General features: G+C 66.6%; 22 protein-coding genes. 4 read left to right on the forward strand and 18 right to left on the reverse strand.

Translation table 11 applies throughout. The features are described from left to right. Positions 1-16: 16 nt before the first annotated feature. The 3 genes from OH799_RS13830 to mqo all read right to left on the reverse strand — a co-directional run bounded on the left by OH799_RS13830 (position 17) and on the right by mqo (position 4285). Positions 17-1975 carry a magnesium chelatase subunit D family protein gene (locus tag OH799_RS13830; protein ID WP_406282095.1) on the reverse strand — a complete coding sequence of 653 codons (1959 nt, stop codon included), beginning with the start codon at positions 1973-1975 and terminating at the stop codon, positions 17-19. 333 nt (positions 1976-2308) lie between these two features. Beyond that, positions 2309-2764 carry a GNAT family N-acetyltransferase gene (locus OH799_RS13835; RefSeq protein WP_406280239.1) on the reverse strand — a complete coding sequence of 152 codons (456 nt, stop codon included), beginning with the start codon at positions 2762-2764 and terminating at the stop codon, positions 2309-2311. Between the two features lie 12 nt (positions 2765-2776). After that, positions 2777-4285, reverse strand: a complete 1509-nt coding sequence (mqo, locus tag OH799_RS13840) for a malate dehydrogenase (quinone) (protein WP_406280241.1) — start codon at positions 4283-4285, stop codon at positions 2777-2779. Between the two features lie 300 nt (positions 4286-4585). Between mqo and OH799_RS13845 the strand changes: the two genes are divergently transcribed. Further along, positions 4586-5659 (forward strand): alpha/beta hydrolase, encoded by a 1074-nt coding sequence (locus OH799_RS13845; protein WP_406280243.1) that lies wholly within the window; start codon positions 4586-4588, stop codon positions 5657-5659. On the opposite strand, the gene OH799_RS13850 is transcribed toward OH799_RS13845, so the two are convergent. The 6 genes from OH799_RS13850 to map all read right to left on the reverse strand — a co-directional run bounded on the left by OH799_RS13850 (position 5639) and on the right by map (position 10629). Further along, a complete protein-coding gene (locus tag OH799_RS13850; protein ID WP_406280245.1) occupies positions 5639-6202 on the reverse strand; it encodes an alpha/beta hydrolase in 564 nt (187 codons plus the stop codon). The two genes, OH799_RS13845 and OH799_RS13850, sit on opposite strands and share 21 nt — an antisense overlap. 56 nt (positions 6203-6258) lie before the next feature. Then, positions 6259-6651, reverse strand: coding sequence for a PIN domain-containing protein (locus OH799_RS13855; protein ID WP_406280247.1), 393 nt, complete (start codon positions 6649-6651; stop codon positions 6259-6261). After that, entirely contained in the window at positions 6648-6935 is a 288-nt protein-coding gene (locus OH799_RS13860) for an AbrB/MazE/SpoVT family DNA-binding domain-containing protein (protein WP_406280249.1), read from the reverse strand. Before OH799_RS13860 ends, OH799_RS13855 begins: the two co-directional genes overlap by 4 nt. A gap of 155 nt (positions 6936-7090) precedes the next feature. Then, positions 7091-7927 (reverse strand): hypothetical protein, encoded by an 837-nt coding sequence (locus OH799_RS13865; RefSeq protein ID WP_406280251.1) that lies wholly within the window; start codon positions 7925-7927, stop codon positions 7091-7093. A gap of 157 nt (positions 7928-8084) precedes the next feature. Next, a complete protein-coding gene (locus tag OH799_RS13870; protein WP_406280253.1) occupies positions 8085-9608 on the reverse strand; it encodes a cobyric acid synthase in 1524 nt (507 codons plus the stop codon). Between the two features lie 157 nt (positions 9609-9765). Beyond that, positions 9766-10629 carry a type I methionyl aminopeptidase gene (gene map, locus OH799_RS13875; protein WP_406280255.1) on the reverse strand — a complete coding sequence of 288 codons (864 nt, stop codon included), beginning with the start codon at positions 10627-10629 and terminating at the stop codon, positions 9766-9768. Between the two features lie 119 nt (positions 10630-10748). On the opposite strand from map, the gene OH799_RS13880 reads away from it, so the two are divergent. Next, positions 10749-11759: an LLM class flavin-dependent oxidoreductase gene (locus tag OH799_RS13880; RefSeq protein WP_406280257.1), complete on the forward strand. Its 1011-nt coding sequence runs from the start codon at positions 10749-10751 to the stop codon at positions 11757-11759. 366 nt (positions 11760-12125) lie between these two features. On the opposite strand, the gene OH799_RS13885 is transcribed toward OH799_RS13880, so the two are convergent. The 5 genes from OH799_RS13885 to OH799_RS13905 all read right to left on the reverse strand — a co-directional run bounded on the left by OH799_RS13885 (position 12126) and on the right by OH799_RS13905 (position 17453). Then, positions 12126-12947: a YceI family protein gene (locus OH799_RS13885; protein ID WP_406280259.1), complete on the reverse strand. Its 822-nt coding sequence runs from the start codon at positions 12945-12947 to the stop codon at positions 12126-12128. Then, positions 12944-15523, reverse strand: a complete 2580-nt coding sequence (locus OH799_RS13890) for an MFS transporter (RefSeq protein WP_406280261.1) — start codon at positions 15521-15523, stop codon at positions 12944-12946. Before OH799_RS13890 ends, OH799_RS13885 begins: the two co-directional genes overlap by 4 nt. 9 nt (positions 15524-15532) lie before the next feature. Next, positions 15533-16030, reverse strand: coding sequence for a MarR family winged helix-turn-helix transcriptional regulator (locus OH799_RS13895; RefSeq protein ID WP_406280263.1), 498 nt, complete (start codon positions 16028-16030; stop codon positions 15533-15535). A gap of 292 nt (positions 16031-16322) precedes the next feature. Next, positions 16323-17198: an LLM class F420-dependent oxidoreductase gene (locus OH799_RS13900; protein WP_406280265.1), complete on the reverse strand. Its 876-nt coding sequence runs from the start codon at positions 17196-17198 to the stop codon at positions 16323-16325. A 111-nt stretch (positions 17199-17309) separates the two neighbouring features. Beyond that, on the reverse strand, positions 17310-17453 hold the full coding sequence (locus tag OH799_RS13905; protein WP_406280267.1) for a hypothetical protein: 144 nt from the start codon (positions 17451-17453) through the stop codon (positions 17310-17312). Positions 17454-17578: 125 nt separating this feature from the next. Between OH799_RS13905 and OH799_RS13910 the strand changes: the two genes are divergently transcribed. Then, positions 17579-18256, forward strand: coding sequence for an Lrp/AsnC family transcriptional regulator (locus OH799_RS13910; RefSeq protein ID WP_406280269.1), 678 nt, complete (start codon positions 17579-17581; stop codon positions 18254-18256). Positions 18257-18532: 276 nt separating this feature from the next. On the opposite strand, the gene OH799_RS13915 is transcribed toward OH799_RS13910, so the two are convergent. From OH799_RS13915 to OH799_RS13925, 3 genes are all read right to left on the reverse strand, one after another. Further along, on the reverse strand, positions 18533-18976 hold the full coding sequence (locus tag OH799_RS13915; protein ID WP_406280271.1) for a DUF4254 domain-containing protein: 444 nt from the start codon (positions 18974-18976) through the stop codon (positions 18533-18535). Between the two features lie 463 nt (positions 18977-19439). Continuing rightward, the gene (locus tag OH799_RS13920; RefSeq protein ID WP_406280273.1) at positions 19440-19808 is read right to left on the reverse strand and encodes a hypothetical protein; all 369 of its coding nucleotides are present in this window, start codon (positions 19806-19808) and stop codon (positions 19440-19442) included. Between the two features lie 51 nt (positions 19809-19859). Beyond that, positions 19860-20006 carry a hypothetical protein gene (locus OH799_RS13925; RefSeq protein ID WP_406280275.1) on the reverse strand — a complete coding sequence of 49 codons (147 nt, stop codon included), beginning with the start codon at positions 20004-20006 and terminating at the stop codon, positions 19860-19862. A 105-nt stretch (positions 20007-20111) separates the two neighbouring features. Between OH799_RS13925 and OH799_RS13930 the strand changes: the two genes are divergently transcribed. Further along, a complete protein-coding gene (locus OH799_RS13930) occupies positions 20112-23507 on the forward strand; it encodes a protein kinase domain-containing protein (RefSeq protein ID WP_406280277.1) in 3396 nt (1131 codons plus the stop codon). A gap of 78 nt (positions 23508-23585) precedes the next feature. Here OH799_RS13930 and OH799_RS13935 read toward each other — a convergent pair whose 3' ends face one another. Then, positions 23586-24893, reverse strand: coding sequence for a diguanylate cyclase domain-containing protein (locus tag OH799_RS13935; RefSeq protein ID WP_406280279.1), 1308 nt, complete (start codon positions 24891-24893; stop codon positions 23586-23588). Between the last annotated feature and the right edge of the window lie 12 nt (positions 24894-24905).

Consider the following 24905-nt stretch of genomic DNA (forward strand, 5'->3'; position numbering starts at 1 on the left):
CGATCCGATAACCGATTCACCCTGCTCGAGCAGGCCGCACCGACGCACGCCCCGAGCTGGCGCGGACGATGTCGGCGACCGAATCTCCGGTCAGCTCGGCCAGCCTCAAATATCCGCCGCGCAGGTCACGGGCAAGGTCCGCCGCGAGGCCGAGACGGATCATGCCGCGTTCGCAGTCGACCACGATCGCGGTGACCGCGTCCTTGGCGAGTAGTCCCGCGGCGGCGCGACCGCGCCCGACCGGATCGATGCCGCCGGTCGCGCGACCGTCGGTCAGCAGCACCAGCATCGGCCTGCGGCGCGGGTCGCGGACGCGCTCGCGGCGCACGACGTCGCGCGCCTTCAGCAGGCCCGCCGCGAGCGGCGTCTTCCCGCCGGTGCGCATCGCGGACAAGCGGCGCACCGCGATGTCGACCGAGGAGGTCGGCGGCAAGACGAGTTCGGCTTCGGTGCCGCGCACGGTGATGACGGCCACCTTGTCGCGACGCTGGTAGGCATCGCGCAGGAGCGCGACCACCGCGCCGGTGACGGCGGACAGCCGGTCCCGCGCGGCCATGGAACCGGACGCGTCGACCACGAACACGACGAGATTGCCTTCCCGCCCTTCGCGATATGCGCCGCGCAGATCATCGGCGGCAAGTTTCAGCGGCCCCGCACCGCGCCCACGGGCGCGCTGGTGCGGTGCGGCGGCGAACACGGTGCCGAGCAGGTGCAGGCCGGAGGAGGTGTCGGCGCTGGAACGCACAACCCGCCCGTGCCGGGATTCGGCCCGGGAGCGGCGGCCGGGTGCGCCCTCGCCCACACCGGGCACTTCCCAGCGCGGCGGTGGCGCCGCGGCGGACACCGGGGCGCCACTGGATCCTTCCGGCGCGTTGCCGCCACCGGGACCGTCCGGTGGGGAAGGATCCTCCGGGTCGTCGGAGGGCCCGCGTTCCCCCGGTTCCTCGCTCGACGGCGGCGCGAGCTCGGATTCGCCGGTCTGCGCGGGCGACTGTGCCTCGGCCGCGGCCGCACGCATGGCGTCGTCCAACTGCTCGTCGCTGATGCCTGGCTCGTCGAACGGATCGCGCCTGCGCCGATGCGGCAGCGCCAGCTCGGCGGCGACGCGAACATCCTCTTCTGCCACCGCAGCATTGCCACGCCATGCGGCGTGCGCTGTCGCGGTCCGGGCGACCACGAGGTCGGCCCGCATCCCGTCGACGTCGAACGCGGCGCACAGCGCGGCGATCCTGCGCAACTCGACGTCGTCGAGCACGACCTGGCCGATCCGATCGCGGGCCGCGAGAATCTTCTCGGCTACCTCGCGGTCAGCCCCGGCGTACCGCGCCGCGAACCCGGCCGGGTCCGCCTCGTAGTCCAGTCGGCGGCGCACCACCGCCATGCGGATGTCCACTTCTCGCGATGCGGCCACGTCCACGGTCAGCCCGAACCGGTCCAGCAGCTGCGGACGCAGCTCGCCCTCCTCCGGATTCATGGTGCCGACCAGGACGAACCGCGCCGGATGCGAGTGCGAGACGCCGTCGCGTTCGATGTGCACCCGTCCCATCGCGGCCGCGTCCAGCAATACGTCCACCAGGTGGTCGTGCAGCAGGTTGACCTCGTCCACGTAGAGCACGCCGTGATGCGCGGCGGCCAGCAGGCCAGGACGGAACGCTTGCTCCCCGTCGCGCAGCACCCGCTCCAGGTCCAGTGAGCCGACCACACGGTCTTCTGTCGCGCCGACCGGCAGCTCCACCAGTCGAGCGGGCCGTGCCCCGGTCTCGTCCACGACGGGCGGCAGCAGCTGGGCCAGCGCGCGCACCACAGTCGATTTGGCGGTGCCCTTCTCGCCGCGCACCAGCACACCGCCGATACCGGGATGCACCGCGCACAGGATCAGCGCGAGCTGCAGCTGCTCCTGCCCGACGACGGCCGAGAACGGAAACCCGGCCTCGCCGTCCGAAGTCGGACGAACTCCGCTCAGCTGGTCGGACATCGACGCGGTTTCGGCATGGGACACGGACACGCCCCAACTCTAGGCACGCCCCGATAGCCACCGACCGGCAGCCTCCATCCGCCCCCGAACCAACCGAATCGCCCCGCAGCCACATCCTTGTCCCCCTCGCCCTGCCCCCGGCCTTCGAACAACGCGGGGCAGAGCATCCCGTTCGCAGCCCGAGTCAAAAGGGGATAGCGAACACGTCCCGCCGCAGGCGCGCAAACCAACCGGGCTCGAGTCGTGGCCGAGCTACAAAACCACCGTTCCACGACTCTCAACCCCGTCGGGAGCGAGTCTTACGAGCGACGTTCGCGCCGCAGGCGCGGCAAATCAAACAGAGCCCTTGCGCATGGGCAAGTGTGGGATGCCGTCTTCGTCGAATTCGTCGCCGTCGACCTTGAAGCCGTGCTTGCTGTACAGGTCGCGCAGATAGCTCTGCGCGTTCAGCCGTACTGTCGCCGAGCCGACCTCGGCCAGTGCCGCCTGCAGCAGCCGCGTGGTGTAGCCGTGGCCGCGTGCGGGCACCACGGTGCAGAGCCTGCTGATGCGGAAGCTCTTCACCCCGCCCTCGTGCTCCTCACACAGGCGCAAGGTCGCGATGACCTCACCCTCGTCGTCGAGCCAGAAATGCCGGGTTTCGGGAAGCAGATCCTTCCCGTCCAGCTCCGGGTAGGCGCACTTCTGCTCGACGACAAAAACTTCGACGCGAAGTTTCAACAGCTGGTAGAGCGTGGCGGTGTCGAGATCCTGCGCCCATGACCGTTTGAGAGCAACCGTTGACATCATCGCGCCTTGCTATCACACCTGAGCGTTCGCCGCGACCCCTACGTACTTCGGCGTGTTCGTGAGGTTCAGCGCCTTGGAGGTCCAATCCCACACTTCCTGGAACAGAGCCGGGTTGTCCGACAGCTCAATGCCCAGCGAGGGAACCATTTCCTTCAGCTTCGGCGTCCACTCGGCGTATTCCTGCGGGAAGCAGCGTTGCAGCACGTCGAGCATGGCCGTGACACAGGTCGAGGCGCCCGGTGAGGCGCCGAGCAGTCCGGCGATGGTGCCGTCCTGCGCGGCGATCACGGCGGTGCCGAATTCGAGTACTCCACCGGCGCCCTTGCGGCGGATCACCTGGACGCGCTGGCCCGCGGTGATCAGCTCCCAATCCTTCGCTTCCGCGCGCGGGATGAACTCCGACAGGGTGTACACCTTGCCCGCCTCGGACTTCAGCAGCTCGCTGACCAGGTATTTTGTCAAGCCCAGCTCGGTAACGCCGACACCGAGCAGCGAGAAGATATTGTTCGGCTTCACCGACTTGAACAGGTCGGTATTCTTGCCGTCCTTGAGGAATTTCGGGGTCCAGCCCGCATACGGACCGAACAGCAGCCCGGGCTTGCCCTTGATCACGCGAGTGTCCAAGTGTGGCACCGACATAGGCGGCGCGCCCACCGCGGCCTTGCCGTACACCTTGGCCTCGTGCCGGTGGATGAGCGCCGGGTTGACGCAACGGAAGAACTGGCCGCTGACCGGGAAGCCGCCGAATCCCTTGGCCTCTTCGATGCCTGCCTTCTGCAGCAGCGGAAGCGCGCCGCCGCCTGCGCCGACGAACACGAATTTGCTGACCACCGTGCGGGTTTCGCGGGTGCGAAGGTTGCGCACCTTGACCAGCCAGGAACCGTCGGACTGTTTGGACAGGTTGCGCACCTCATGGCCGAAGGCCAGGTCGGCGCCGGTGGCGCCGAGGTAGGCGAGCAGTTCCTGGGTGAGCGCACCGAAGTCGATGTCGGTGCCGCGGTCGGTCCAGTTCAGCGCGATCGGATCGGAGAAATCCCGTCCGCGCGCCATCAGCGGCAGGCGCCGGGTGAACTCCGCGGGACTGTCGATGTACTCCATGCCCTCGAACAGCGGGTGCCGCGCCAACGCCTCGTATCGTCTGCGCAAGTACTGTACGTTTTCGGCGCCGTGCACGAAGCTGACGTGCGGGATCGGGTTGATGAAGGTGGACGGATCACCGAGGATGCCGTTCTCGACGCCGTAGGACCAGAACTGGCGCGAGACCTGGAACCGCTCGTTGATGTCGATGGCTTTGCTGATGTCCACCGAGCCGTCGGCGTTCCGCGGGCTGTAATTCAACTCACACAGCGCGGAATGTCCGGTGCCCGCGTTGTTCCACGGGTCGCTGCTCTCTGCCGCGGCGGCGTCCAGCCGCTCGAACAGGGAGATCGACCAGTCCGGCTGCAGCTGCCGCAGCAGCGCGCCGAGAGTGGCACTCATGATGCCGGCACCGATGAGTACTACATCGGTCTTTTCAGTCATGGCAGCGTTCCGCACGAGTAGATCGACTTCCTTGTCCTTCTGCGCGGGCCCACCGGGCGGGTGGACCTGCCTGGGCACGGTGTGTTGTTGTGGCCCGGGTCCGGCGTCCGCCTTCCCGAACAGCATGGCGGAGGTTAGGTTACCCGCCGTTCACCTAAGCCCAATTGTGCACCTCACCACGCGCATCCCTGGCAACCAGCCTGGGAAATGTGCGGAATGCGACAAAGATCGTCGTCACTCCGAGGCCTGGAATGGACCATGCCCTGTCGGGCCGGAGCCACCGTCAAATAGATTGGTCGGGTGACGAATGAACAGTCGCTCGCCGAGCCGGTCAGCACCTCCCCGGATGGCGGAGGCTGGCGCACCGACGTCCTGGGCCCACATTACGAGCAGCGCACGCTCCCGCTGGGGACCGATCCGGACCGCGAAGGCGACGTGGTCGCCACGCTGGTGCGCTACGTGCCGAACGGGAGTGTCGAGCAGACCGCGGGCGCGGTGCTCTACGTCCACGGATTCACCGATTACTTTTTTCAGGAGCATCTCGCCGAGCACTTCGCCGCACGCGGTTTCCAGTTCTACGCGCTCGATCTGCGTAAGTGCGGCCGATCGCTGCGGGAGGGACACACTCCGCATTATGTGACGGATCTCGCTTTCTACGACCGGGAACTGGACGAGTCGCTGCGGATCGTCCAGGAGGAGACCGGCGCTCCTGTGGTGCTCAACGCACACTCCACCGGCGGTTTGATCGTCCCGCTGTGGCTGGATCGGCTGAATCGTACGCGCGGAACGGCCGCCGCGGGGGTCACCGGGCTGGTACTCAACAGCCCGTGGTTCGACCTGCACGGCCCGTCCTACTACCGGACCATCGGAACGCCGATCATCAAGGGGCTCGGGCGATTCCGGAGGATGGTCGAGCTGCCGGGCGGCGGCAAGGTCAGCACCTACGGGGACAGCCTGCACCGGTCGGTGGCCGGCGAGTGGGACTACAACTTGGACTGGAAACCTTTGCATGGCTTCCCCGTTCGGCTCGGCTGGCTGCGCGCGATCCGCAACGGCCACGCGCGGCTGCACGCGGGCCTCGATATCGGGGTGCCGTCGCTGATCCTGCGCTCCAGGATGACCAAGTTCGCCAGGGAGTACGGGCCCGCCGTGGACGTGGCCGACGCGGTGCTGGACGTCAGGCAGATCCAGCGCTGGTCGGGCTGTCTCGGCGACCGCACCAATATGGTGCCGATCGACGGCGCCAAGCACGACGTGTTCCTGTCCGGCCCCGAGCCGCTGTCCAGCGCGTTCGCCGAACTCGACAGCTGGTTGGACTGGCTGGAGGCCTACCGGGTCGGCGCTGGCGAGAACTCACCAGAGGCTTGTGCGTAGCACGATCTCGGTGGCCAGCTCGTGGTCGGCTTCGGTCGCCACGTTGGTCACGTCGACCTTTACCACCCGGAACTCGCCGTAGACGAACCGCCCGGACGTGTCTGCCACCGAACGGGGCAGGTTCTTGGTGACCAGCAGCGTCGTCGGCACCTCCACCGGACGAGTTTTCGCATCCAGCACCGTGCCGTCGGCGCCTGGAACAGCGGGGTGGCCGCGGTCGGCGACGACGAGGCTCTGGAATCGACCGAAGCCGCCCGCACACACCTGCCAGGCCAGCGCGGCGCCCGCTCCGCGCCCGGCGACGTTCACCCAGGGCAGCCCGAGTTCGTCCAGGATCGCGGTTACGCCCGCAGCGTCCAGGCCTTCGATCGACTCCAGCACGAACGTGCGCAGATCCGAGGTGTGCAGGCGGGCGCACACCCGGTCGTAGACGTCCACCGCGTCGCCCGCATCGGGCAGCAGCAGCACACTGTGCCGCGACTCCGGCCCGTCGATCCGCACGGTCCAAGCCCCGTCACCAACCGTGATCTGCCGAGATTTCATGCCGAATCACGCTACACGGATCACCGCGGCAAGGAGGGGTGTCGAGTGCGGTCGACTCAGGCGAGCAACCGCATTCCCGCCCGCTCACCTGCGTCGTGATCGAAGGTGACCGTCCTGTCACACCCCGCCTCCTGACCGATCTGCTGGATCAACGCGTCGGCGAAATCCGCGCCGTCGGCGGCTTGGCGCAGCGCCTGGCGCACGGTGTCGGCGCGCTCGACCACGATCTCAGTGCAGTCGAGCAGACCGAGCAGCACGTCGGTGACCGCCTCGGGGTCCTGCTTGTAGCCGCGGCGCAGCACCCAGTGAATCTCGGCGAGCACGATCATCGTGACGTAGCCCGGACTGCTCTCGCTGAGTCCGTCGATCACCTGGTTGGCCCGAGCGGACTGCACAGGGTCGTCCTGGGTGAGGTAGCGGATGAGGACATTCGCGTCCAGACCGATCATTGCTGCTTGCCTTCCACGACGTTGCCCGCGATCGCCTCGTTCATCTCCGCGAGGCCGATCGGCGAGCCGGACCAGCCGACGATGCCTTTCAGGGACTTGATCGTGCGTGTCTCGGGCACCAGCTCATAGGTTCCGTTGGGGGTGGGTACGAAGGCGACCCGCACTCCCGCACGCAAGCCCATGGCCACACGCACGTCGATCGGGATGGTGATCTGGCCTTTGCTGGTCACGGTCGCCGACACCACGTTGCCCCCTCTGTTGGTGGGCCGCTTTTCTGTCGCCATCTACCTCACCGACTGTGATCGTTTTCGCGCCGCTGGTCCCGGCGCCTTACCCGAGACCGAATTCCTTACTGCAAGGTAAGGGGCCACGTCGGCTGCGTCAACCGATACGGCGGCAAGCTACCTGGCGTCAGGGAAGGCTGCGGCGGCATGCCGTTTCAAGCGCTTCGGGTGGCGTCCAGAAACCGATGGAGGGAGGCCGTCATGCTGGTGACGAACGTGTCGCGAATCCGGTCGTTGACACAGTCCAGGGAGAGGTAAGGGTTGAGATCCTCCAGCTCGACCAAGAGCAGTTCACCATCTCGGGTGCGGCAGGCGTCTACGCGCTGGATCCCGTGGTCGAGGGCATTCCAGTCGATGAAACGGCGGGCGAAGCTGAGGTCGGCATCGGTGGGCTCGTAAGGCTCGAGGACCCAGCGCCGGGTGGGGTCGGGGGCATGGAGGGCGTAATGGAAGATGTCGTCGACATAGTAGAACGACACCTCGTAACGGAAGTCGATGCGCGGCTGGACCAGGATGTCGCCGTAGACGAGGCCACCCAGCTGATCCCGTGGCATGAAGGTCAGGCCGATGGAGTCAGCTCCGGCCTTCGGCTTGACCGCGTAGTGGCCGGTCTCGGGCAGGCAACTCAAATTCTGGGGCAGGTCGATCGTGGGGATGACCGGGTATCCGGCGGCGGTCAGGTCCAACAGATACTGCTTGCCGGCCATGTCGCCTCGGCCGGACAGCGGGTTGTAGACCCGTGTGCCGCGCACCGCGGCCTCTTTCCGGAAGGCGTCGTACTCCTTCTGGTAGTGCAGCACGGGACCGCTGTTGCGGACCACGACCGCGTCGAAGGAGTCCATCAGCGCATCGACATTCCGCGGGTGACACAGGGCGATATCGAAGTCCTCGCGGAGTCGGGAGGTAAGGAAGATGTCCTCGTCGCAGTAGCACCGTCCCGACGCCTGGTAGGCGAGATCGGTCACGAACAGAACGCTGGGGCGGGCAAGCACGGTGCATCTCCTTCGTCGGGGTGCACCAACCTATCCATCCGCTCGGCGGTGCAGGGCCGTGCCCCGCCACTTACCGGGTGGCGCAGAGGCTGTCGCCGGCCAGGCGAGTTGGGGAGCTCGAAGGAACACCTTCGCCTTCCTCAACACTCACCGGAAGTCAAGTCCGAGCGGACTCGGTGACCAGGGTGGGCAGATCCGCAGGCGCCCCGTCGGCGAGGAGACGTTCGAACTGCGCGAGGTCGAGGTGATCTTCGACCAGGTCGGCCAACAGATCGAGCTGAGCATCGCGCACTGCGGAGACCGAGACATCCTCGGCGACAACGAAACCCGTGCGCCCCGCGGCCGACGCGACCGCGCGCAGCCAACTGCGGCGAAACCGGTCCGACTCGAGCAGGCCGTGCAGGTGGGTACCCCACACCGCGCCACGCACGCTGCCCTCCGTTTCGCCATTGACGGACAGCCACGCCCGGTCGCCGCGGTGGACGACGCGGCCATGATGAATCTCATAGCCTCGCACGGCAATTCCCGCGCCATGTCCCTCGCTGCGGCGCAGCACTTTGGGTTCGGCGAACTCGATGGCCAGGTCGAGCAGCCCGAGACCCTCGACCACACCCGCGCCGGACTCGACCCGGTCCACGATGCGGGTCCCGAGCATCTGGTACCCACCGCAGATGCCGAATATCGGCGCGCCCGCAGCCGCGCGCGCCCGCAGCGCGTCGGCAATACCGGTGCGCCGTAACCACTCCAGATCCGACACCGTCGCCTTGCTGCCCGGCACGACCACCAGGTCGGCGCCCGCCAGCCGGGACGGCTCGGTCGCCCAGCGCACCGCGACGCCCGGCTCGCAGGCCAGCGCCTCGACGTCGGTGGAGTTGGAGATGCGCGGCAGCCGGACCGCCGCGACGGTCAGCCACTCGGTGCCCACCGGCGGACGCGGGCGACCGACCGGCGCGTCGGCGACTGTGCCGAGCGAGTCCTCCGCATCGATCCAGAGGCCCTCGACGTAGGGGAGCACCCCGAGAGTAGGGCGGCCGGTGAGCTCGGTGAGGCGGTCCAGACCGGGCCGCAGCAGCTCGACATCGCCGCGGAACTTGTTGACGACGAACCCTGAGATCAATTGCTGGTCTTCCGGTTCCAGGATGGCGACGGTGCCGAACAGGTGCGCCAGCACGCCGCCGCGGTCGATGTCGCCGACGAGCAGCACCGGCAACTCGGCGGCCCGCGCCAGACCCATGTTCGCCAGATCGGTGGCCCGCAGATTGATCTCGGCGGGCGATCCGGCGCCCTCGCAGATCACCACGTCGAATTCGGCGCGCAGCGCGGCGAGTTCGGCGGCGACGACATTGCGCAGCTCCCGCCGGTGCCGGAAGTAATCGCCTGCGCCGACGGTACCGACCGCCGTGCCCCGCACCACCAGCTGTGAGCGCCGGTCGCTGCCCGGCTTGAGCAGGACGGGATTGAATCGCACGCTCGGTTCCAGCCCGCACGCCCGCGCCTGCGACGCCTGCGCACGCCCGATCTCCCCGCCGTCCAGCGTGACCACGGAATTGTTCGACATGTTCTGCGCCTTGAACGGGGCCACGCGGACGCCGCGCCGCGCCAGCATCCGGCAGATTCCGGCCACAAGGACGCTCTTGCCCGCATCGGAAGTCGTGCCCGCGACCAGGAGCGCGCCCCTCACCGCGGCACGCCGATCTCGAACGCAGAGCCGAAAGGAGTTGACGCACCGCAATCGACCGGAATACACAGCAGCACAAAGGAACTCACGCGCACCTCCCGGACCGCCCACGTCGCGAGCCGACCTCCATCCAGCGACATGCGCCCGGTCAGGCGGCGGTTCATGGCAGTGTCAGAATCTCGGCCCCCGACTCGGTGACGACCAGCGTGTGCTCGAACTGCGCGGTCCACCTGCGGTCCTTGGTGACTACCGTCCAACCGTCGTTCCAGATCTCGTAGTCGATGCCGCCGAGGTTGATCATCGGCTCGATGGTGAACGTCATGCCGGGTTCGATGATCGACTCCACTGCGGGCTGATCGTAATGCAGGACGATCAGGCCGCTGTGGAAGGTGGGGCCGACGCCGTGACCGGTGAAGTCGCGCACCACGCCGTAGCCGAAGCGGTTGGCGTAGGACTCGATCACCCGGCCGATCACGTTGAGTGCCCGGCCGGGGCGGACCGCCTTGATGGCCCGCTTGGTGGCCTCCTCGGTCCGCTCGACGAGCAGGCGCACCTCCTCATCGACGTCGCCGGCGAGATAGGTCTTGTTCGTGTCGCCGTGCACGCCGTGGATGTAGGCGGTGACGTCGATGTTGACGATGTCGCCGTCCTCGATCACGGTGGAGTCCGGGATGCCATGGCAGATCACCTCGTTCAGCGAGGTGCAGCAGGACTTCGGAAATCCCTTGTAGCCCAGGGTCGACGGATACGCCCCATGGTCGCACATGTACTCGTGCGCGATCCGGTCCAGCTCGTCGGTGGTGACGCCGGGCGCGACCGCCTTACCCGCCTCTTCCAGCGCCTGTGCGGCGATCTTGCCCGCGATCCGCATCTTCTCGATCGTCTCCACGGTCTGCACCCAGGGCTCATGTCCCTCGTTGGCGGTTTTCTTCCACGCGTATTCCGGGCGTTCGATGGTGCGGGGAACATCGCGGGTGGGTGACTGCGTGCCGGGGACGAGCGGCTTGCGGGTGCGGACAGACATAGCGAACAGCGTAATGGGACGACCGAGCCGATGCCGAGAGCCAGCTGGAATAGCATCGGACCGCGGTCCGTTTACGATGTTGGTTGACATCGAAACAACTCAGGAAAGAGGCTCGAACCGTGGAACTGGGACTCACGACGTTCGCCGAGCTGTACCCGGTCGACGACCAGCCCGCACCGACCGCGGCCGAGCGGCTGCGCGAAGTGGTCGAGGAGGCCGTCGCCACCGAGCGAGCCGGACTCGACGTCTACGGCGTCGGTGAACACCACCGCAAGGACTTCGCCGCCTCCGCGCCCGCGATCGTGCTTGCGGCGATTGCCGCGCGCACCGAGAATATCCGGCTGACCAGCGCGGTCAGCGTGTTGAGCTCCGATGATCCGGTACGTGTGTATCAGGATTTCGCGACGCTGGACGGATTATCCAACGGCCGTGCGGAGTTGATGGCCGGACGCGGCTCGTTCACCGAGTCGTTCCCGCTCTTCGGCTACGACCTGGGCGACTATGACGAGCTGTTCGAGGAGAAACTGGCACTGCTGCTGCACATCCGGGAGGAGGGGCCGGTCACCTGGAACGGGAAGTTCCGGGCGCCGCTGCGCGACGCCGTCGTCTATCCGCGCACCGACAACCGGCCGCTGCCGGTCTGGATCGCGGTGGGCGGCAGCCCGGAGTCGGTGATTCGCGCCGGGCTGCTCGGGTTGCCATTGGCCATTGCGATCATCGGCGGTGAGCCCGCACGATTCAAGCCGCTGGTCGATCTGTATCACCGGGCACTGGAAGAAGGCGGGCACGCGAAGCAACCGGTGGCGGTGCACGGACACGGCTATGTCGCCGATACCGAAGAGCAAGCCGTTGCGGATTTCTATGAGCCGTACGCCTTGGCGATGAGCACCATTGGGCGGGAACGCGGTTGGGGTCCGATAACTCGCGCCCAGTTCGATGCACTTCGCTCGCCAAGTGGCTCGCTGTTCGTCGGCACGCCGGATGCTGTGGCGGAGAAGGTCGCTGACGTCCGCGACACCCTTGGCCTGGATCGCTTCATGCTGCACACCAGCGTCGGCACGCTGCCACACGAGAAGGTGCTGCACAACATCGAACTACTCGGCGAGAAGGTCGCGCCGCGAGTTCGCTGAGCCGGTCCTTGCCGAGCTGAGCATCGAAGGCTTCGCGGTCCGCGATACCGGGACCCTGCCGGAGAACGCGGGAGCTGTCGTTGCGCCCGAAGACCTCGATCCCACGCACGCAACTACCTCCTCCGCTCGCCCGAGACAAGCGGTCTCCGGCAGAGGGGGTGTACATGGCCAGACTGCGTCCACGCTGCGCGGCCACGGCTACCAGTGGGCACATGATTCGGCCGCGGTGAACAAGCCGACGGCGACACTTCGAGCGGGATGAGCGCCCGCGTGCCGCGCCGGTCGACCATGCGACACGCCGGGCAGGACGCCCCGTCGCGCTCGCCGTCACCGTCACCGGCGGCGTGAACATCCGCCTCGACCGGCTTACATTGCTGGGAGTTGTTCTCCTTGCACTACTTCGATGTCCAGGTCGATTTTGACTGTGGTCCCGATGGCGGCGACTCCGGCGCGGACCACCGCGTTGTAGTCGATGGCGAAATCGTTACGGTGTAGCACTGTTTCGGCGTGGAACGCGGCACGAACACCACCCCACGGGTCGGCTCCGAAACCACCGTAGGTCACATCGAGATCGACCGGACGACGCTGCCCGTGCAAGACCAACTCACCCGGCATCACCCACGTGTCAGCACCGGTACGGCGCAACCCGTTGCTGGTGAAGGTGATCACCGGATAGCCCTCGACATCGAGGAACTCCGGCGAACGCAGATGATTGTCGCGCATCGAGACACCGGTATCGATACTCGCCGCTGCGATCTCCGCCAGTCCCGAAGACCGCTCGAACACCTCCGCGACCTCGATCCGCCCACTCACCTGCCCGAAACGCGCTTTGATACTCGCGATACCCAAATGACGCGCGGTCGCCATCACCGTCGAATGCACCGGATCGATCGTCCACGGCCCCGGTGGTGGCAACGCGACCGCACCTGCCACCGGTGCCAGCACGACCTCGCCGAGCACACCCGTGCCCGCCGTAGAGATCTGCGCGGTCCGGGCCACCGGCTGATACCCGGCGGCGGTGCATACCGCGGTGTGCGCGCCCGGGGGCAGCGGCTCGGTGGCCACCGCCCCGGTCGCATCGGCGACCACGCGAGCAATCTGACGCCCGCGCATATCGGTCACCGTCAGTACCGCCTCCGCCACCGGCCACCCCTCGGCAGTGCGTATGTGAGCGGTCAACCCGCTCACGCGTGGTCCTCGGGCCCGTAACCGAGGCGCACATCGTGGGCGACCTCCCCACCGGACACGGTGACCTGACTGGTCACCGGCGGGTAGCCGCGGGCGACGATCGTGTACTGCCCCTCGGGCAGATCGGTTACCACGTAGCGGCCGTCCTCATCGGTACGTGCCGTGGCGGTCAACTCACCTGCCGCGTCGAGCACCGTGATCTGGATATCGGCCACCGCGCGGCCGCTGTCAGCCCACGCCGATCCAGCGACGACACCCATCGCGGCCAACTCGATGTCGTGGCGCAGCAGGCCAGTGTCGGGCACCGTCAAAGTGGTCGCGTGCGGGCGCCTATGCGCGGCGACAGCCACCAGCGTGTAAGTGCCCGAGACCACATCGTGGCACACGTAGGAGCCGTCACCACCCGAGACGGCCGCCCCGACGACCTCACCACGCAGATCGGTCAACGTGATCGTCGCGCCCGCCAGCGGTTCACCACGACCGGCGCTGCGGACCACACCCGATAACTCACCCGACCCGGTCAAGGTCACGTCCAGCTGCTGCGACCGGCGACCGAGCGCCACATTGACCGCCGCGGGCTGATGCCCCGTCGCCGACACGATCAACACATAACCCCCCACCACCGGTGCGCTGATCACATAACCGCCATCGACAGCCCCCGTCGCCCGCGCGACCTGATGACCACGCTGGTCGATCAACGTCAACGCCGCACCCGGCACCGCACGACCGTCCTCACGACGGATACGACCACCCAGCGACCCACCATCGAAATCGGCCCCGGACAACTCCGCGGTCGGCAGCACAGACTCCGACGCAGCACCCACCCGGTACCCACCATGACCATTCCGATCAACCGACGCATGCCGCCCAACCACCCCGGCAAGCACCGGCTCGGGCTCGGACAGCGCCCGCGCGGCGCCCTCCCAGACCTGGTCCTCGTTCCAGCTCGACTCGGCAACGGCCGCCGCAGGCTCGCCGGTCGGCGCGGGCACCGCCGCGGTCGGATCGTCCTGCAGCGGAATCTCTTTCATGAAAATCAGCACCACGCAGGCCAGCAGCGCGACCGCGGCAGCAGCGTAGAACACACCGTGCATGGAGTTGGTGAAGCCGGTGAGGATAGGCACCTTCAGTTCGTCGGGCAGGGCGGCGATTCCGCTGGTGTTGCTCTGCATGCTGCTGAGCTGCTCGGAGTCGAATCCGGGCGGCAGTTGGCCACCGAAGGCGTCGGTGATCCGGTGCGGCAACAGGTTGAACAGGATGGTCAGGAACACCGCCACGCCGAGCGTGCCGCCCATCTGCCGGAAGAACGTGGCCGCCGCGGTCGAAACGCCCATGTCCGAGCGGGGTCCGGCGTTCTGCGCGGCGATGATCAACGTCTGCATGCAACAGCCGAGCCCGAGGCCGATCAGCCCGCAGTAGACCAGAGGCTGCCACAGGGCGCTGTCGTAGTGCACCTGCGCGTACAGCGTCGCGCCGATCGCGATGATGAAGGTGCCGGCCACCGGCAGAATCTTGTAGCGGCCCGTCTTCTTGGTGATCCGACCGGCCGACTGCGAGCCGATCATGATGCCGAACACCAGCGGCAGCAGCAACAGACCGGCCTTCGTCGGCGAGTAGCCGCGAACCACCTGGAAGTACTGCGGGACCATGGTCATCGCGCCGAACATCGCGACACCGACGATGAATCCGCCCGCGATGGTGACGCTGAAGGTCGAATTCTTGAACAGCCGCAGCGGAATCAGCGCCGCGTCCTTCATCAGGAACTCGACGAAGACGAACAGCAGGAAGCCGACCGCTCCGATGCCGTAACAGATCAGCGACCGCTCGTCGGTCCATCCCCAGTTGCGGCCCTGCTCGGCGACGAGCAGCAGCGGCACGACGAAGATCGCCAAGGTCAGCGCACCGAACCAGTCGATGCGGTGGTTCTGGCGCTGGTGGGGCACATTGAGCACTTTGGCGACCACGAGCAGGGCAATCACGCCGACCGGCACGTTCACCAGGAACACCCATCGCCAACCCTCGATGCCGCCGAGCTGGTCGTAGTCGGAGAAGAAGCCGCCGAGCACCGGGCCGAGCACGGTCGCGGTGCCGAAGACCATCATGAAGTAGCCCTGGTAGCGCACCCGCTCACGGGCGGGCACGATGTCGCCGATGATGGTGAACGCCAGCGACATCAACCCACCGGCACCGAGTCCCTGGAAGGCGCGGAAGCCGGCGAGCTGGTACATCGAGGTGGCGAAGGTGCATGCCACCGAACCGATGACGAACAGGCCGATCGCGGTGAGATAGAACGGCTTGCGGCCGTAGATGTCGGCCAGCTTGCCATACAACGGTGTGGTGATCGTCGCGGTGATCAAATACGCAGTGGTCGCCCACGCCTGTTCATCGAAACCGTGCAGGCTGTTGGCGATCTTCACGATCGCGACGCTCACGATGTTCTGATCGAGTGCGGCCAGGAACATGCCCAGCAGCAGGCCCGACAGAATAGTCAGGATCTGCCGGTGCGACAGTGCATTGCCCTCGCCCGCGTCCAAGCCCGGCGGCGCCGCCTGTGCCTGGATGGTGGAATTCGTCATAACTGAGCCCTACTTCTGATCGGCTGTTTGTCGTGGAGTTGTCTCGATACCTGTGTTGAGCCGGTCGAGCAGATCGGTCAGGCTGTCCCGGTCCTCCGCAGGCCAGTCGGCGAGAATCTCGGCCAGCCACCGGTTGCGCAGAATGCGGTTCTGCTCAAACACCCGCTCCCCCTCCTCGGTGGCCACGAGTACGCACGCACGGCCATCGATCGGGTCTGCCCGGCGCTCGACGAGGCCATGTGCCACAAGCGATCTGCTCTGTCTGCTGATGGTGGAGATCTCGGCATGCAATAGCTCGGCGAGCTTACCGGTGCGCTGTGGACCGTCACGAACGAGGCAGAACAGCACGGAGTACGCCAGCCGTTCCAACCCGTCCGGACCATGCTTGCCCAGTTGCGACTTCGCACGGTTGATCGCTCGCATGAGCCGGACCAGCTGCACGCCGACCTGATCCGCGACATCCAGGTCAGCTGCGGTGGCAGCCTGGTCACGGGCAGCAGCGGTCATAGTCCTCACCTATTTTCCCCGAACAGTAAGCATAGTTAGCACCTACAACTAGTTGCTTTTGCCAACTATACATATGACTGTTCGCGTTGACCGAACCGCGCCCAGCGGCGAGCGGCAAGTCCCCCGGAACAGGCGAATCCGCGCACTGCGCGCACCGGGACAACGCCTGCGCCCGCAGGCACAGCGACGACTATCAGCTATCGAACACGGCCGGCACCGACGCACCTTCGCCGTTCAAATGTCCGCACCTACGTGCCGCCGATCGAGAGTTCTGGCGTCACGCGGTTGTACTTCATCCGAGTTCGGCGAGCTGTGGGACGGTCGGCGCCATGGCGTCGATCCAGGCGGCGGGAGACCCGGTGGTCGGAGTGACGATGACGGCGTGCACGCCGAGCTTGGCGTAGTCCGCCATCTGCCGGACGAACTCGTCGCGATTATCCGGATTCGGCCGCGGATTGTTGGCCATGATGGTTTTGCGGATCTCGTCGTAGTCCCGCCCGACGTCGTCGCAGTGCCGCCGCAACACCTCCAGCTTGTGCTCGACGTCCTCGGGCGAGGAACCGAAGAGGTTGCACGCGTCGCCGTATCGCGCGACCAGCCGGAGCGTCTTGCGCTCCCCACCACCGCCGATGAGTACCTTGGGCTGGTGGATCGGCTGCGGTGAGCAGAGCGTCTCGGCGAGTTGGTAGTACTCGCCGTCGAATGGTCCGTTGTTCTCCTGGTCCCACATCTGCTGGCAGATGCGCAGCGTCTCCTCCAACCGTTCGAACCGTTCGGCGGTGGGCGGGAACGGCACGCCGAGCCCATGGTGCTCGCGCTCGAACCACGCGGCGCCGATACCCAGTGCGGCCCGGCCACCGGACAGCACATCGAGCGTGGTGACGATTTTGGCGAGCAGGCCCGGGTGCCGATACGTCACGCCGGTGACGAGAAGGCCGAGTTCGATGCTGGAGGTATGCGCGGCGAGGTAGCCGAGGGTTGTGTAGCCCTCCAGCATGTTCGACTCCGCCGGCAGACCGGTCGGCTCGATCTGAAAGTAATGGTCCATGAAGGACAGCCAGGTAGCACCGGACTCCTCCGCCGCGGCACCCACTCTGGCCAGCTCACCGGCAATCGCGGTGGCACCACCGTCGATGTCGAATATCGGTAGGTGAAAACCGAGCTCCATCGAACGCTCCCTCGTGTATCGACAACCCTGAACCATCACGCTACGACCTGGAGTGCACTCCAGGTCAAGTCGAGCTGATGCCGGTTTGTCGTGCACGGCGATTTCTATCGGCTACTCCGCCCGTACCGCGGCAAGCCGGTCGCGATGCCGCTCGGCCCATTCCCGGAAGGAGCGGGGCAGGTTGCCGGTGATCTTCTCGACGGTCGGATGCACAACCGAGGTGAACGCCTCGAGCGCGATGGCCCGCAACGCCATAATCGCGGAGGCCAGTTCTTCCGGTACGCCGTGGTCGACGATCGCCTGCCTGGCAGCGCCTCGCCCGCCGCCGCGACACCTCCTGGGTCAAACTGACCTCCGGCGGCACGGAAATCCTTCTCGTAGTGAATATCCCGCGCGGCGCTGAAGTCTCCCGCTCGAGCCTGCTGCAAAATATCCCCCGAACCGCGGGCATCACAGCCGTCTCCGCCCACTACATCCTGCACACCTACCTCGGCGGCCCGACCGCCTGGCGCGGCCACGTCGCGGCTCTCACCGACCACCAAAGAAGACTATTGGAGCCGAACCCATCCGGCCCCGCGCGCCCTCGGGCTCCAGCCAACTCCGACGCCGCGCTCCTAGCCGCCCTCCAGCACGACGGCCGAGCCACCCTGTCCCACCTCGCCACCGCAACCGGCTGGTCCCAAGCCACCGTCACCCGCCGCCTCGCCGATCTCCGAGCGGCCCGAGCGATCTTCTTCGACGTCGAAGTGGACGATGCTCTTCTCGGCGCCACCGCCCAAGCCCTGCTCTGGATGTCGGTGGCACCCTCGCACCTCGATCGCGTCGCAACGACCCTGTCCGAACACAACGAACTGGCGTTCGTCGCGGCCACCACCGGCCCAACAAACCTTGTCACGCAAGCGATGTGCCCGGATCCCGAGGCGCTGCACCATTACCTCACCCGACGCTTGGGCGCACTGGAAGGTATCCACACAGTGGAGACGACACCCGTCCTGGCGACCGTCAAGGCCGCGGGCCGTCTCCCGTTGGCTGCTGGATACCGGCGTCCGCCGGAATGACGGGGGTCGACTCGTCCGCGCTACCTGAGCCGCCTACAGACACGGCACGCCACGCCGCTGATGCATAGTGATTGCGGGAGAACAGGATTCGCTTCCGGCGTGCCGCGCCGGTCAACCACGCGGCACGCCGGGCGAGGCGCACCATTGCGCCCACCGTCACTGCGGCCAGTGAGCTGACGTCACTGTCCGGACGGCGCGGCAGCGGGGGCTTTCGCCGTTCGGAAAAGCAACGCAGGCAGTGTCATTGATGGTGTCGACACCGCCCTCGCGACAAGTTCATTGTTCCGGCAAACGGCGACGGCCACCGGCCACGTCGGCTACCAGATCAGTGTACCCATCGACCAGTTCGGCCAGCTGGTACCAGTGTTTATGGGTATTGCCGCTGCGCGCGCCCTCGGCGTCGATCACCTGATTCGCGTCCACCCAGCTACGCGCCATCCGGTCCACCACCGCACCGAGGCTTTCGGTGTGCAGGGAGGCCCCGTTGCGGTGCTGTGGCACCTCCTGGGCAATCCACTCGTTGATGTCGTCGACGAGTTCGCAACGGCGACAGTCCATTTCGGCTATCAGGGCAGCGTCCCTGACCTGCGCGCGACGCGCGTGCAGCTCGGCGAGTGCGTGCGCGGAACGCAGTAGTTCGCGGTCTTCGAAACGCCGCCCCTGGAAAGCGGATAGTAATTGCGGCGCGGTGGGCAATGCGCCGACTGTCGGCGCGCTCACCGCGTAACTCCGAGTTCACCCGACACCAACGCTCTTTGTACCAACATAATTGGCTCTCGATTCGGTTATCCCGGTTATCGGATCGGTTGTCACAACTAGGCTAGCTGGATCATGCACGCGCCGATGCAAGAACGCAAGATTGCGTCCGCATTGCTGTGGTCAAGGCGTACTGACAGCGCGCGATGCCCACAGCGCCTCCGCGGCAACAACTTCGGAGTCGGCCCAGGCGGAGGCGCCGATGCTGTGCCGCCGCCGTGGTGCCGCGCCGGTCTCGATGATGCTGCCGCACCGGGACATCCGTCAGCGGTAGTCGGCCAGGTGGTCGACCGCCCACATGGCGAAGGTGCGGGCAGGGACGCCGGTCACCGATTCGGAGGTGGGCCGACCGGGCTCGGGTTCGTTCCACCCTCGGTCCACAGGTCGAGCACCCGACGGTAGAAGAACTCGGCCGCCTCCTCATAGCTCAGCTCGACCAACTCGACGTGTTCTTCGAGTGCGGCGGCAATGGCATCGACCTGCTGCCGATGCGACAGGGATCGGGCCCGGTGAGGGGATAGATCTTGCCGATGTGGCCCGGATCGTCGAGTGCGGCGATAGCCGCGGTGGCCATGTCGGCCTCGTGGATCGGGGTCGGCTCAACTCCGGGAAAGGCAGGCGCACAACGCGTTCGGCTTGAATGGTGGGGAATCGGGTTCGGGCGTTGGCGGCGAAGGCGCCCGGTCGCAGGATGGTGAGCGGCTGAGAGGGGGAAGAATGCGGCGCAACTGTTGGCCGAAGTGTCGCTCGAATATTCGCCAAAGTATTGCTCGAATTCCGCTGACTGCACGTCCATGGCGAACAACTCACGAACCGGACAGCAGCAGTGGGGCGACGACCATCCCCATCACCACGAGCTGGAAGTCGCGGGATCGAGATCGGCGGCGATCAGACCCCGTTCTCGACGTGCCCTGGTGATGACGAGATCAGCTTCGGCGAGCGCCTGCTGGTCGATGGACGGGGTCGCATCGGACAGCCCTCGCCACATGAGCATGCCGCAATTCGGAAGGCTTCTATTGATCGGGCCGATTCGGCGGTTCGCCAGGCATAAACTGAGAATCGAGCACAGGGATCGCCGATACCGATACAGAGCAGGGCCATGGTCGGTTCAGACCCGTTCACAACACAGCGCGACCGGCCTCCAGCTATCGAGAAGGAACTGGAGGACGCGGGTCTCGACGACCCCGAAGTAATCGGACATGGCGGTTTCGGTGTGGTCTACCGCTGTCGGCAACGGGCACTGAGTCGCAACGTCGCGGTGAAGGTCCTCACCGCCAGGCCGGAGTCGGAGCCGGAGAACGTCGAGCGGTTCCTTCGTGAGCAGCAGGCGATGGGTGTGCTGTCCGGGCATCCGAACATCGTGCCCGTACTGCAAGTGGGCACCACCCGCAGCGGGCAGCCGTACCTGGTGATGCCGTACTACTCGTACGGCTCACTGGAGATCCGTATCCACCAGGAAGGTCGCCTGACCTGGAACGATGCCCTTCCGATAGCGATCGCACTGGCCGGAGCCCTGGAAACCGCGCACCGCGCCGGGATCCTGCACCGCGACATCAAGCCGGGCAACGTCCTGTTCACCGACTACGGGGAGCCACAACTCACCGACTTCGGTATCGCCCGCGTCGAAGGCGGATTCGAGACCATCACCGGTGTGGTGACTGGGTCACCCGCGTTCACCGCACCGGAAGTGCTGCGCACCGGCAACCCGTCGGCGGCCTCCGATGTCTACGGACTCGGCGCGACGCTGTTTGCCATGATCACCGGCCACGCGGCCTACGAGCGCCACTCTGGTGAGCAGATCGTCGCGCAGTTCCTCCGTATCACCGCCGACCCACTTCCCGACCTGCGGCCCGAGGGTATTCCCGACGACGTGTGCGCCGCCATCGAAGCCGGTATGGCGCACCGTCCGGCGGACCGTCCCCGGTCGGCGGCCGAGTTCGGTGAGTTGCTGCGCGATGTCCAGCGCACCCATGGCGAGCCGGTCGAGGAGATGGTCCTGCGCGTCCACACAGACGATCACCAGGCGCGTCCGCCCGAGATCCGCCGCCCGCTGCTTTCGGTTCCGACCAGCCGCCCCCCGCCCGCCCCCGACACCGAGTCCGGCCGGGCGCTGGTTCCGCGCGACAGACTGATCGATGTTCTGCGGAGGGACCCGCGGCCGCGGCTGGCCCTCATTCATGCTCCGGACGGGTTCGGCAAGAGCACTCTGGCGGCACAGTGGGCCGAGTATCTCACCGAGACCGAGCGGGTCACGGTGGCATGGTTGAACGCCGACCGCGACGACGACAACGTCCTATGGTTCCTCGCGCACCTGATCGAGTCGTTCAACCAGGCGTGCCCCACGCTGGTGCCCGACCTCGCTCGGGTACTCGAACAGGGGGACGAGGGAATCACGCGCTATGTGCTCACCACTCTGATCGATACCATTCACAACCGTGGCGAACGGTTCGCCGTCGTCATCGACGACTGGCATCGGGTCACCGCGCCGGCCACCATCGCCTCCTTCCGCTTTCTGGTGGAGCGGGGCTGTCACCACCTGCAGATCATCATCACCAGCCGTTCCTACGAGGGATTGCCGCTCAGCATTATGCGAGTTCATAACGAACTCGTCGAAATCGACGCCACGGCTTTACGTTTCGACGTCGACGAAGCGAAAGCGTTCCTCGCGGGGCAAGGCGATCTCGCGCCCGCCGACAACGAGAGCGCCGCGCTGCGCGACCGCACCGACGGATGGATCGCCGCACTGCAACTCGCCTCGCTGTCGCTGCGCGAGCACCCCGACGCCGCGGCGCTGATCAGCGACATCACCGGGCGACATCACGCCCTCGCCGAATACCTGGCCGATAATGTGTTCGACACGATGCAGCCGGAATTGCTCGACGTCCTGCTCGCCACATCAGTTCCCGAGCAGATCTGCGGCAGCTTGGCTACCGCGCTGACCGGCAACCCGAACGGGCAGTCATTGCTGGAGAACCTCGAACGGCGCAACCTGTTCCTGCGCCGGGCCGACGAGAACGATGAATGGTTTCGCTACCACCACCTGTTCGCAGAGTTCCTCCGGCAGCGACTCGAACGCGACCATCCCGAGCGAGTGAACGAACTCCATCGGACGACCGCCACCTGGTTCCGCAACCACGGAATGCTCAGCGAGGCCATCGATCACGCGCTGGCCTGCGGGGATGACGAACAGGCTGTCGACATCATCGAAGCGAAAGCCCGGGACCTCGTGCAGGATGCACAGCTTTCGACCTATCTCGGCCTGGTCGCCAAACTTCCACCGGCGTCCGCCTGCGCACGTCCGTGGCTCCAAATGGGAGTCGCGTGGGCCCAGGTACTCCTGCGCCGGCCCACCGAGGCCCATGCGGCGTTGCGGCTCGTGCGGGAGTCGGCTGAAGGGGCGGCAGCCGACTCAGATCTCTCCCGCGAGGCAAACCTCATCGACTGTGTGGAGCGCGCGTTCGCCGACCGTCTCGAGGGTGTGGACGCGGCGGTCACCGACTGTCTGGCGCACACCGACACGTTGGGTCCGTGGGCATTGTGCTCGGCCGCCAACCTCGCCGCCTTCTCGGCGATCTGCCGCTTCGACTACGACCGATCCCGTGAATGGCACGAGTGGGCCGCGCCCTACCAGCAGCAGACCCGCAGCTCGTTCAGCCTGGTGTACAGCCATAGCCTGGTGGGCATCGCCGCGCGTGAACAACTCGATATCGCCGCCGCCGAACACAGCTTCCGCACGGCGCTACAGGTCGCCACCACAAACTCGGGCCCGGAGTCCTATGCCGCGCGCTTGGCCGGTGCCCTGCTCGGCGAGCTGCTGTACGAGCGCGACCAGCTCGCCGAGGCCGAACATTTCCTGGACGAGGCTGGTCGACTGGGCACCGAGGGCAACCCGGTCGAATTCATGATGGCAAGCTACGCGACGGGTGCCCGGATCGAGGCACTGCGCGGACACCGCGACGCCGCCGCGCGACGCCTCGACGAAGGCGCCGAGGCCGCACAAGCCCTGAAGTTGCCACGTCTGGCCACCCGCATCGCCAACGAGCAGGTCCGGCTCCGGTTTACCAGCACTTATGTGACCGAACCAGCGGCGGGCGACGGTGGTGTCGCGATACTGGCCGCGGAACTGCGTGAGGATTCCGCGATCCGGATGCTGATGCGATCCGGAATGCCGCGGCGGGTCGCAGCCGCCGCCGCGCGCGCCTCGACGTTGCACGATTCCATCGACGCCGCCCGACGCCCACGAGCCGCGTCGCAGGCACAGCTACTGCTCGCCTCCTGCCTAGCGGCGTCCGGAAAGTTCGACGCGGCCAAGGACTCCCTTGTGCCGGTGTTGGCGAAGTACGCCGACGTCGGCCTGATTCGGCCGTTTCACGACGAGGGCCCGTGGATCGCATCGCTGGTTCGTGCCCTGGAGCACGATCTGCGAGCAGGTGATTGGAAAGACAGTTGGCCGAGCGTCCCACAGGCTTTCCTGCGGAAGGTGCTGGACAGCTGATAAGGGGTGCCCTGGAGGAAACGCTGCGGGCCGCTCAGCCGCCGGAACGGTGGAATCGTCGGAATCGCGCACCACAACTCACGGCACGGGTTGCGGTCCGCGGGTCTGGTCCGTGTCGAGAATGTGCAGTACCCACCGGCCTTTGCCATCGGCCTTCGCGCGGTACAACCCGGTGTCGGCGGCGTCGAGCAGTGACTCGGCATCCGCGCCCGCAACCGTCGTCACCACCGCCCCGATGCTGATCGACATGTGTAGGCGTCGGTCGCCTACGGCGATCGGATCGACGAGCGCTTCCACGAGGCTGTTCGCTACGGTCGCGACCCGGTGGTCGCTCGCAGGCGGTGGGACCAGCGCCACGAACTCGTCACCACCGATTCTTGCGACCAGACACCCCGTTCCGCGCACGCTCTCCTGGAGACGTGCTGCCACCGCGGTCAGGATCTGGTCTCCCGTTCCGTGGCCGTAGCGGTCGTTCACGTGCTTGAAGCGGTCGATATCTATGAAGCACAGGCCCGCGCGGTCCCCGTCGTGGGCGTCGACGATCATCGTGTCGATCCGCTCGATGAGATGCCGCCGGTTCGGCAGTCCGGTGAGGGGATCGTGGCGTGCCTGCCAGTGCAGTTCCTCGCGCATCCGGTGCTGCTCGGTGACATCTTCGCCGACGGCGAGCAGATAGTCGCTTTGCCCGTCGGCTCCCTTGACGAAGGTGATGGCGAACGACGCCCACCCATAGCTGCCGTCGGCCCGACGAATCCGCTGTTCCAGCTTCACCGCGCCTTCCCCGGTCGGGACCAGTTTCTCGTAGACGAGCGTGCGGATACCGTCCCGATCTTTGGGGTGCGCGAAGTCGTAGACGGAGATCCCTCGCAATGTTTCGATCGGCACGCCGATGATGTCGGCCAGGCCTCGGTTGACATCCAGCAGCGTGCCGTCGGTGTCGCCGATGGCGATCGCGATCGCCGCATTGTCGAAGACCGCGCGGAACCTCGCGTCGACGGCACGGTCCGCTTCCCACACGGCCGTCTCGTCGGCGTGCTGCCCTGGACGGCGCCGTTGCAGTTCGGCTTCGTAACCTTGCCCGATCGCGGCGAGCAGCGCCGCGAGCCGTGGGCCGGTCTCCGGGGAACTCCACTCGGCCAACCGGTACAGCACCTGCGCGGATGTACTCGGCACATCCGGATCGACCAGCCCGGCGACTACCAGCGCCGAACCGATGCGAATGCCGACACTCGCGTCGAATTGTTCGGTCTCCAGACCGGCGACCAGCTCCTCGACCAGGCTCAGGAACAGAACCTGCGGGTCGGGTACGGACACCGATCGGCCGGTGACGGACTGGAGCGAACGCCACCACAAGTCCGCCAGAGTGCCGAACTCGATCCCTTCCACCGCAACCCCCTC

Source organism: Nocardia sp. NBC_00881 (genome assembly GCF_045207455.1).
Lineage (GTDB): Bacteria > Actinomycetota > Actinomycetes > Mycobacteriales > Mycobacteriaceae > Nocardia.

Coding starts and splice junctions, on each gene's coding strand:
- OH799_RS13830 (WP_406282095.1), bottom strand. CDS start 1,975: ATGTCCGACCAGCTGAGCGGAGTTCGTCCGACTTCGGACGGCGAGGCC.
- OH799_RS13835 (WP_406280239.1), bottom strand. CDS start 2,764: ATGATGTCAACGGTTGCTCTCAAACGGTCATGGGCGCAGGATCTCGAC.
- mqo (WP_406280241.1), bottom strand. CDS start 4,285: ATGACTGAAAAGACCGATGTAGTACTCATCGGTGCCGGCATCATGAGT.
- OH799_RS13850 (WP_406280245.1), bottom strand. CDS start 6,202: ATGAAATCTCGGCAGATCACGGTTGGTGACGGGGCTTGGACCGTGCGG.
- OH799_RS13855 (WP_406280247.1), bottom strand. CDS start 6,651: ATGATCGGTCTGGACGCGAATGTCCTCATCCGCTACCTCACCCAGGAC.
- OH799_RS13860 (WP_406280249.1), bottom strand. CDS start 6,935: ATGGCGACAGAAAAGCGGCCCACCAACAGAGGGGGCAACGTGGTGTCG.
- map (WP_406280255.1), bottom strand. CDS start 10,629: ATGTCTGTCCGCACCCGCAAGCCGCTCGTCCCCGGCACGCAGTCACCC.
- OH799_RS13890 (WP_406280261.1), bottom strand. CDS start 15,523: ATGACGAATTCCACCATCCAGGCACAGGCGGCGCCGCCGGGCTTGGAC.
- OH799_RS13895 (WP_406280263.1), bottom strand. CDS start 16,030: ATGACCGCTGCTGCCCGTGACCAGGCTGCCACCGCAGCTGACCTGGAT.
- OH799_RS13900 (WP_406280265.1), bottom strand. CDS start 17,198: ATGGAGCTCGGTTTTCACCTACCGATATTCGACATCGACGGTGGTGCC.
- OH799_RS13905 (WP_406280267.1), bottom strand. CDS start 17,453: ATGGCGTTGCGGGCCATCGCGCTCGAGGCGTTCACCTCGGTTGTGCAT.
- OH799_RS13920 (WP_406280273.1), bottom strand. CDS start 19,808: ATGGACGTGCAGTCAGCGGAATTCGAGCAATACTTTGGCGAATATTCG.
- OH799_RS13925 (WP_406280275.1), bottom strand. CDS start 20,006: ATGCTCATGTGGCGAGGGCTGTCCGATGCGACCCCGTCCATCGACCAG.
- OH799_RS13930 (WP_406280277.1), top strand. CDS start 20,112: ATGGTCGGTTCAGACCCGTTCACAACACAGCGCGACCGGCCTCCAGCT.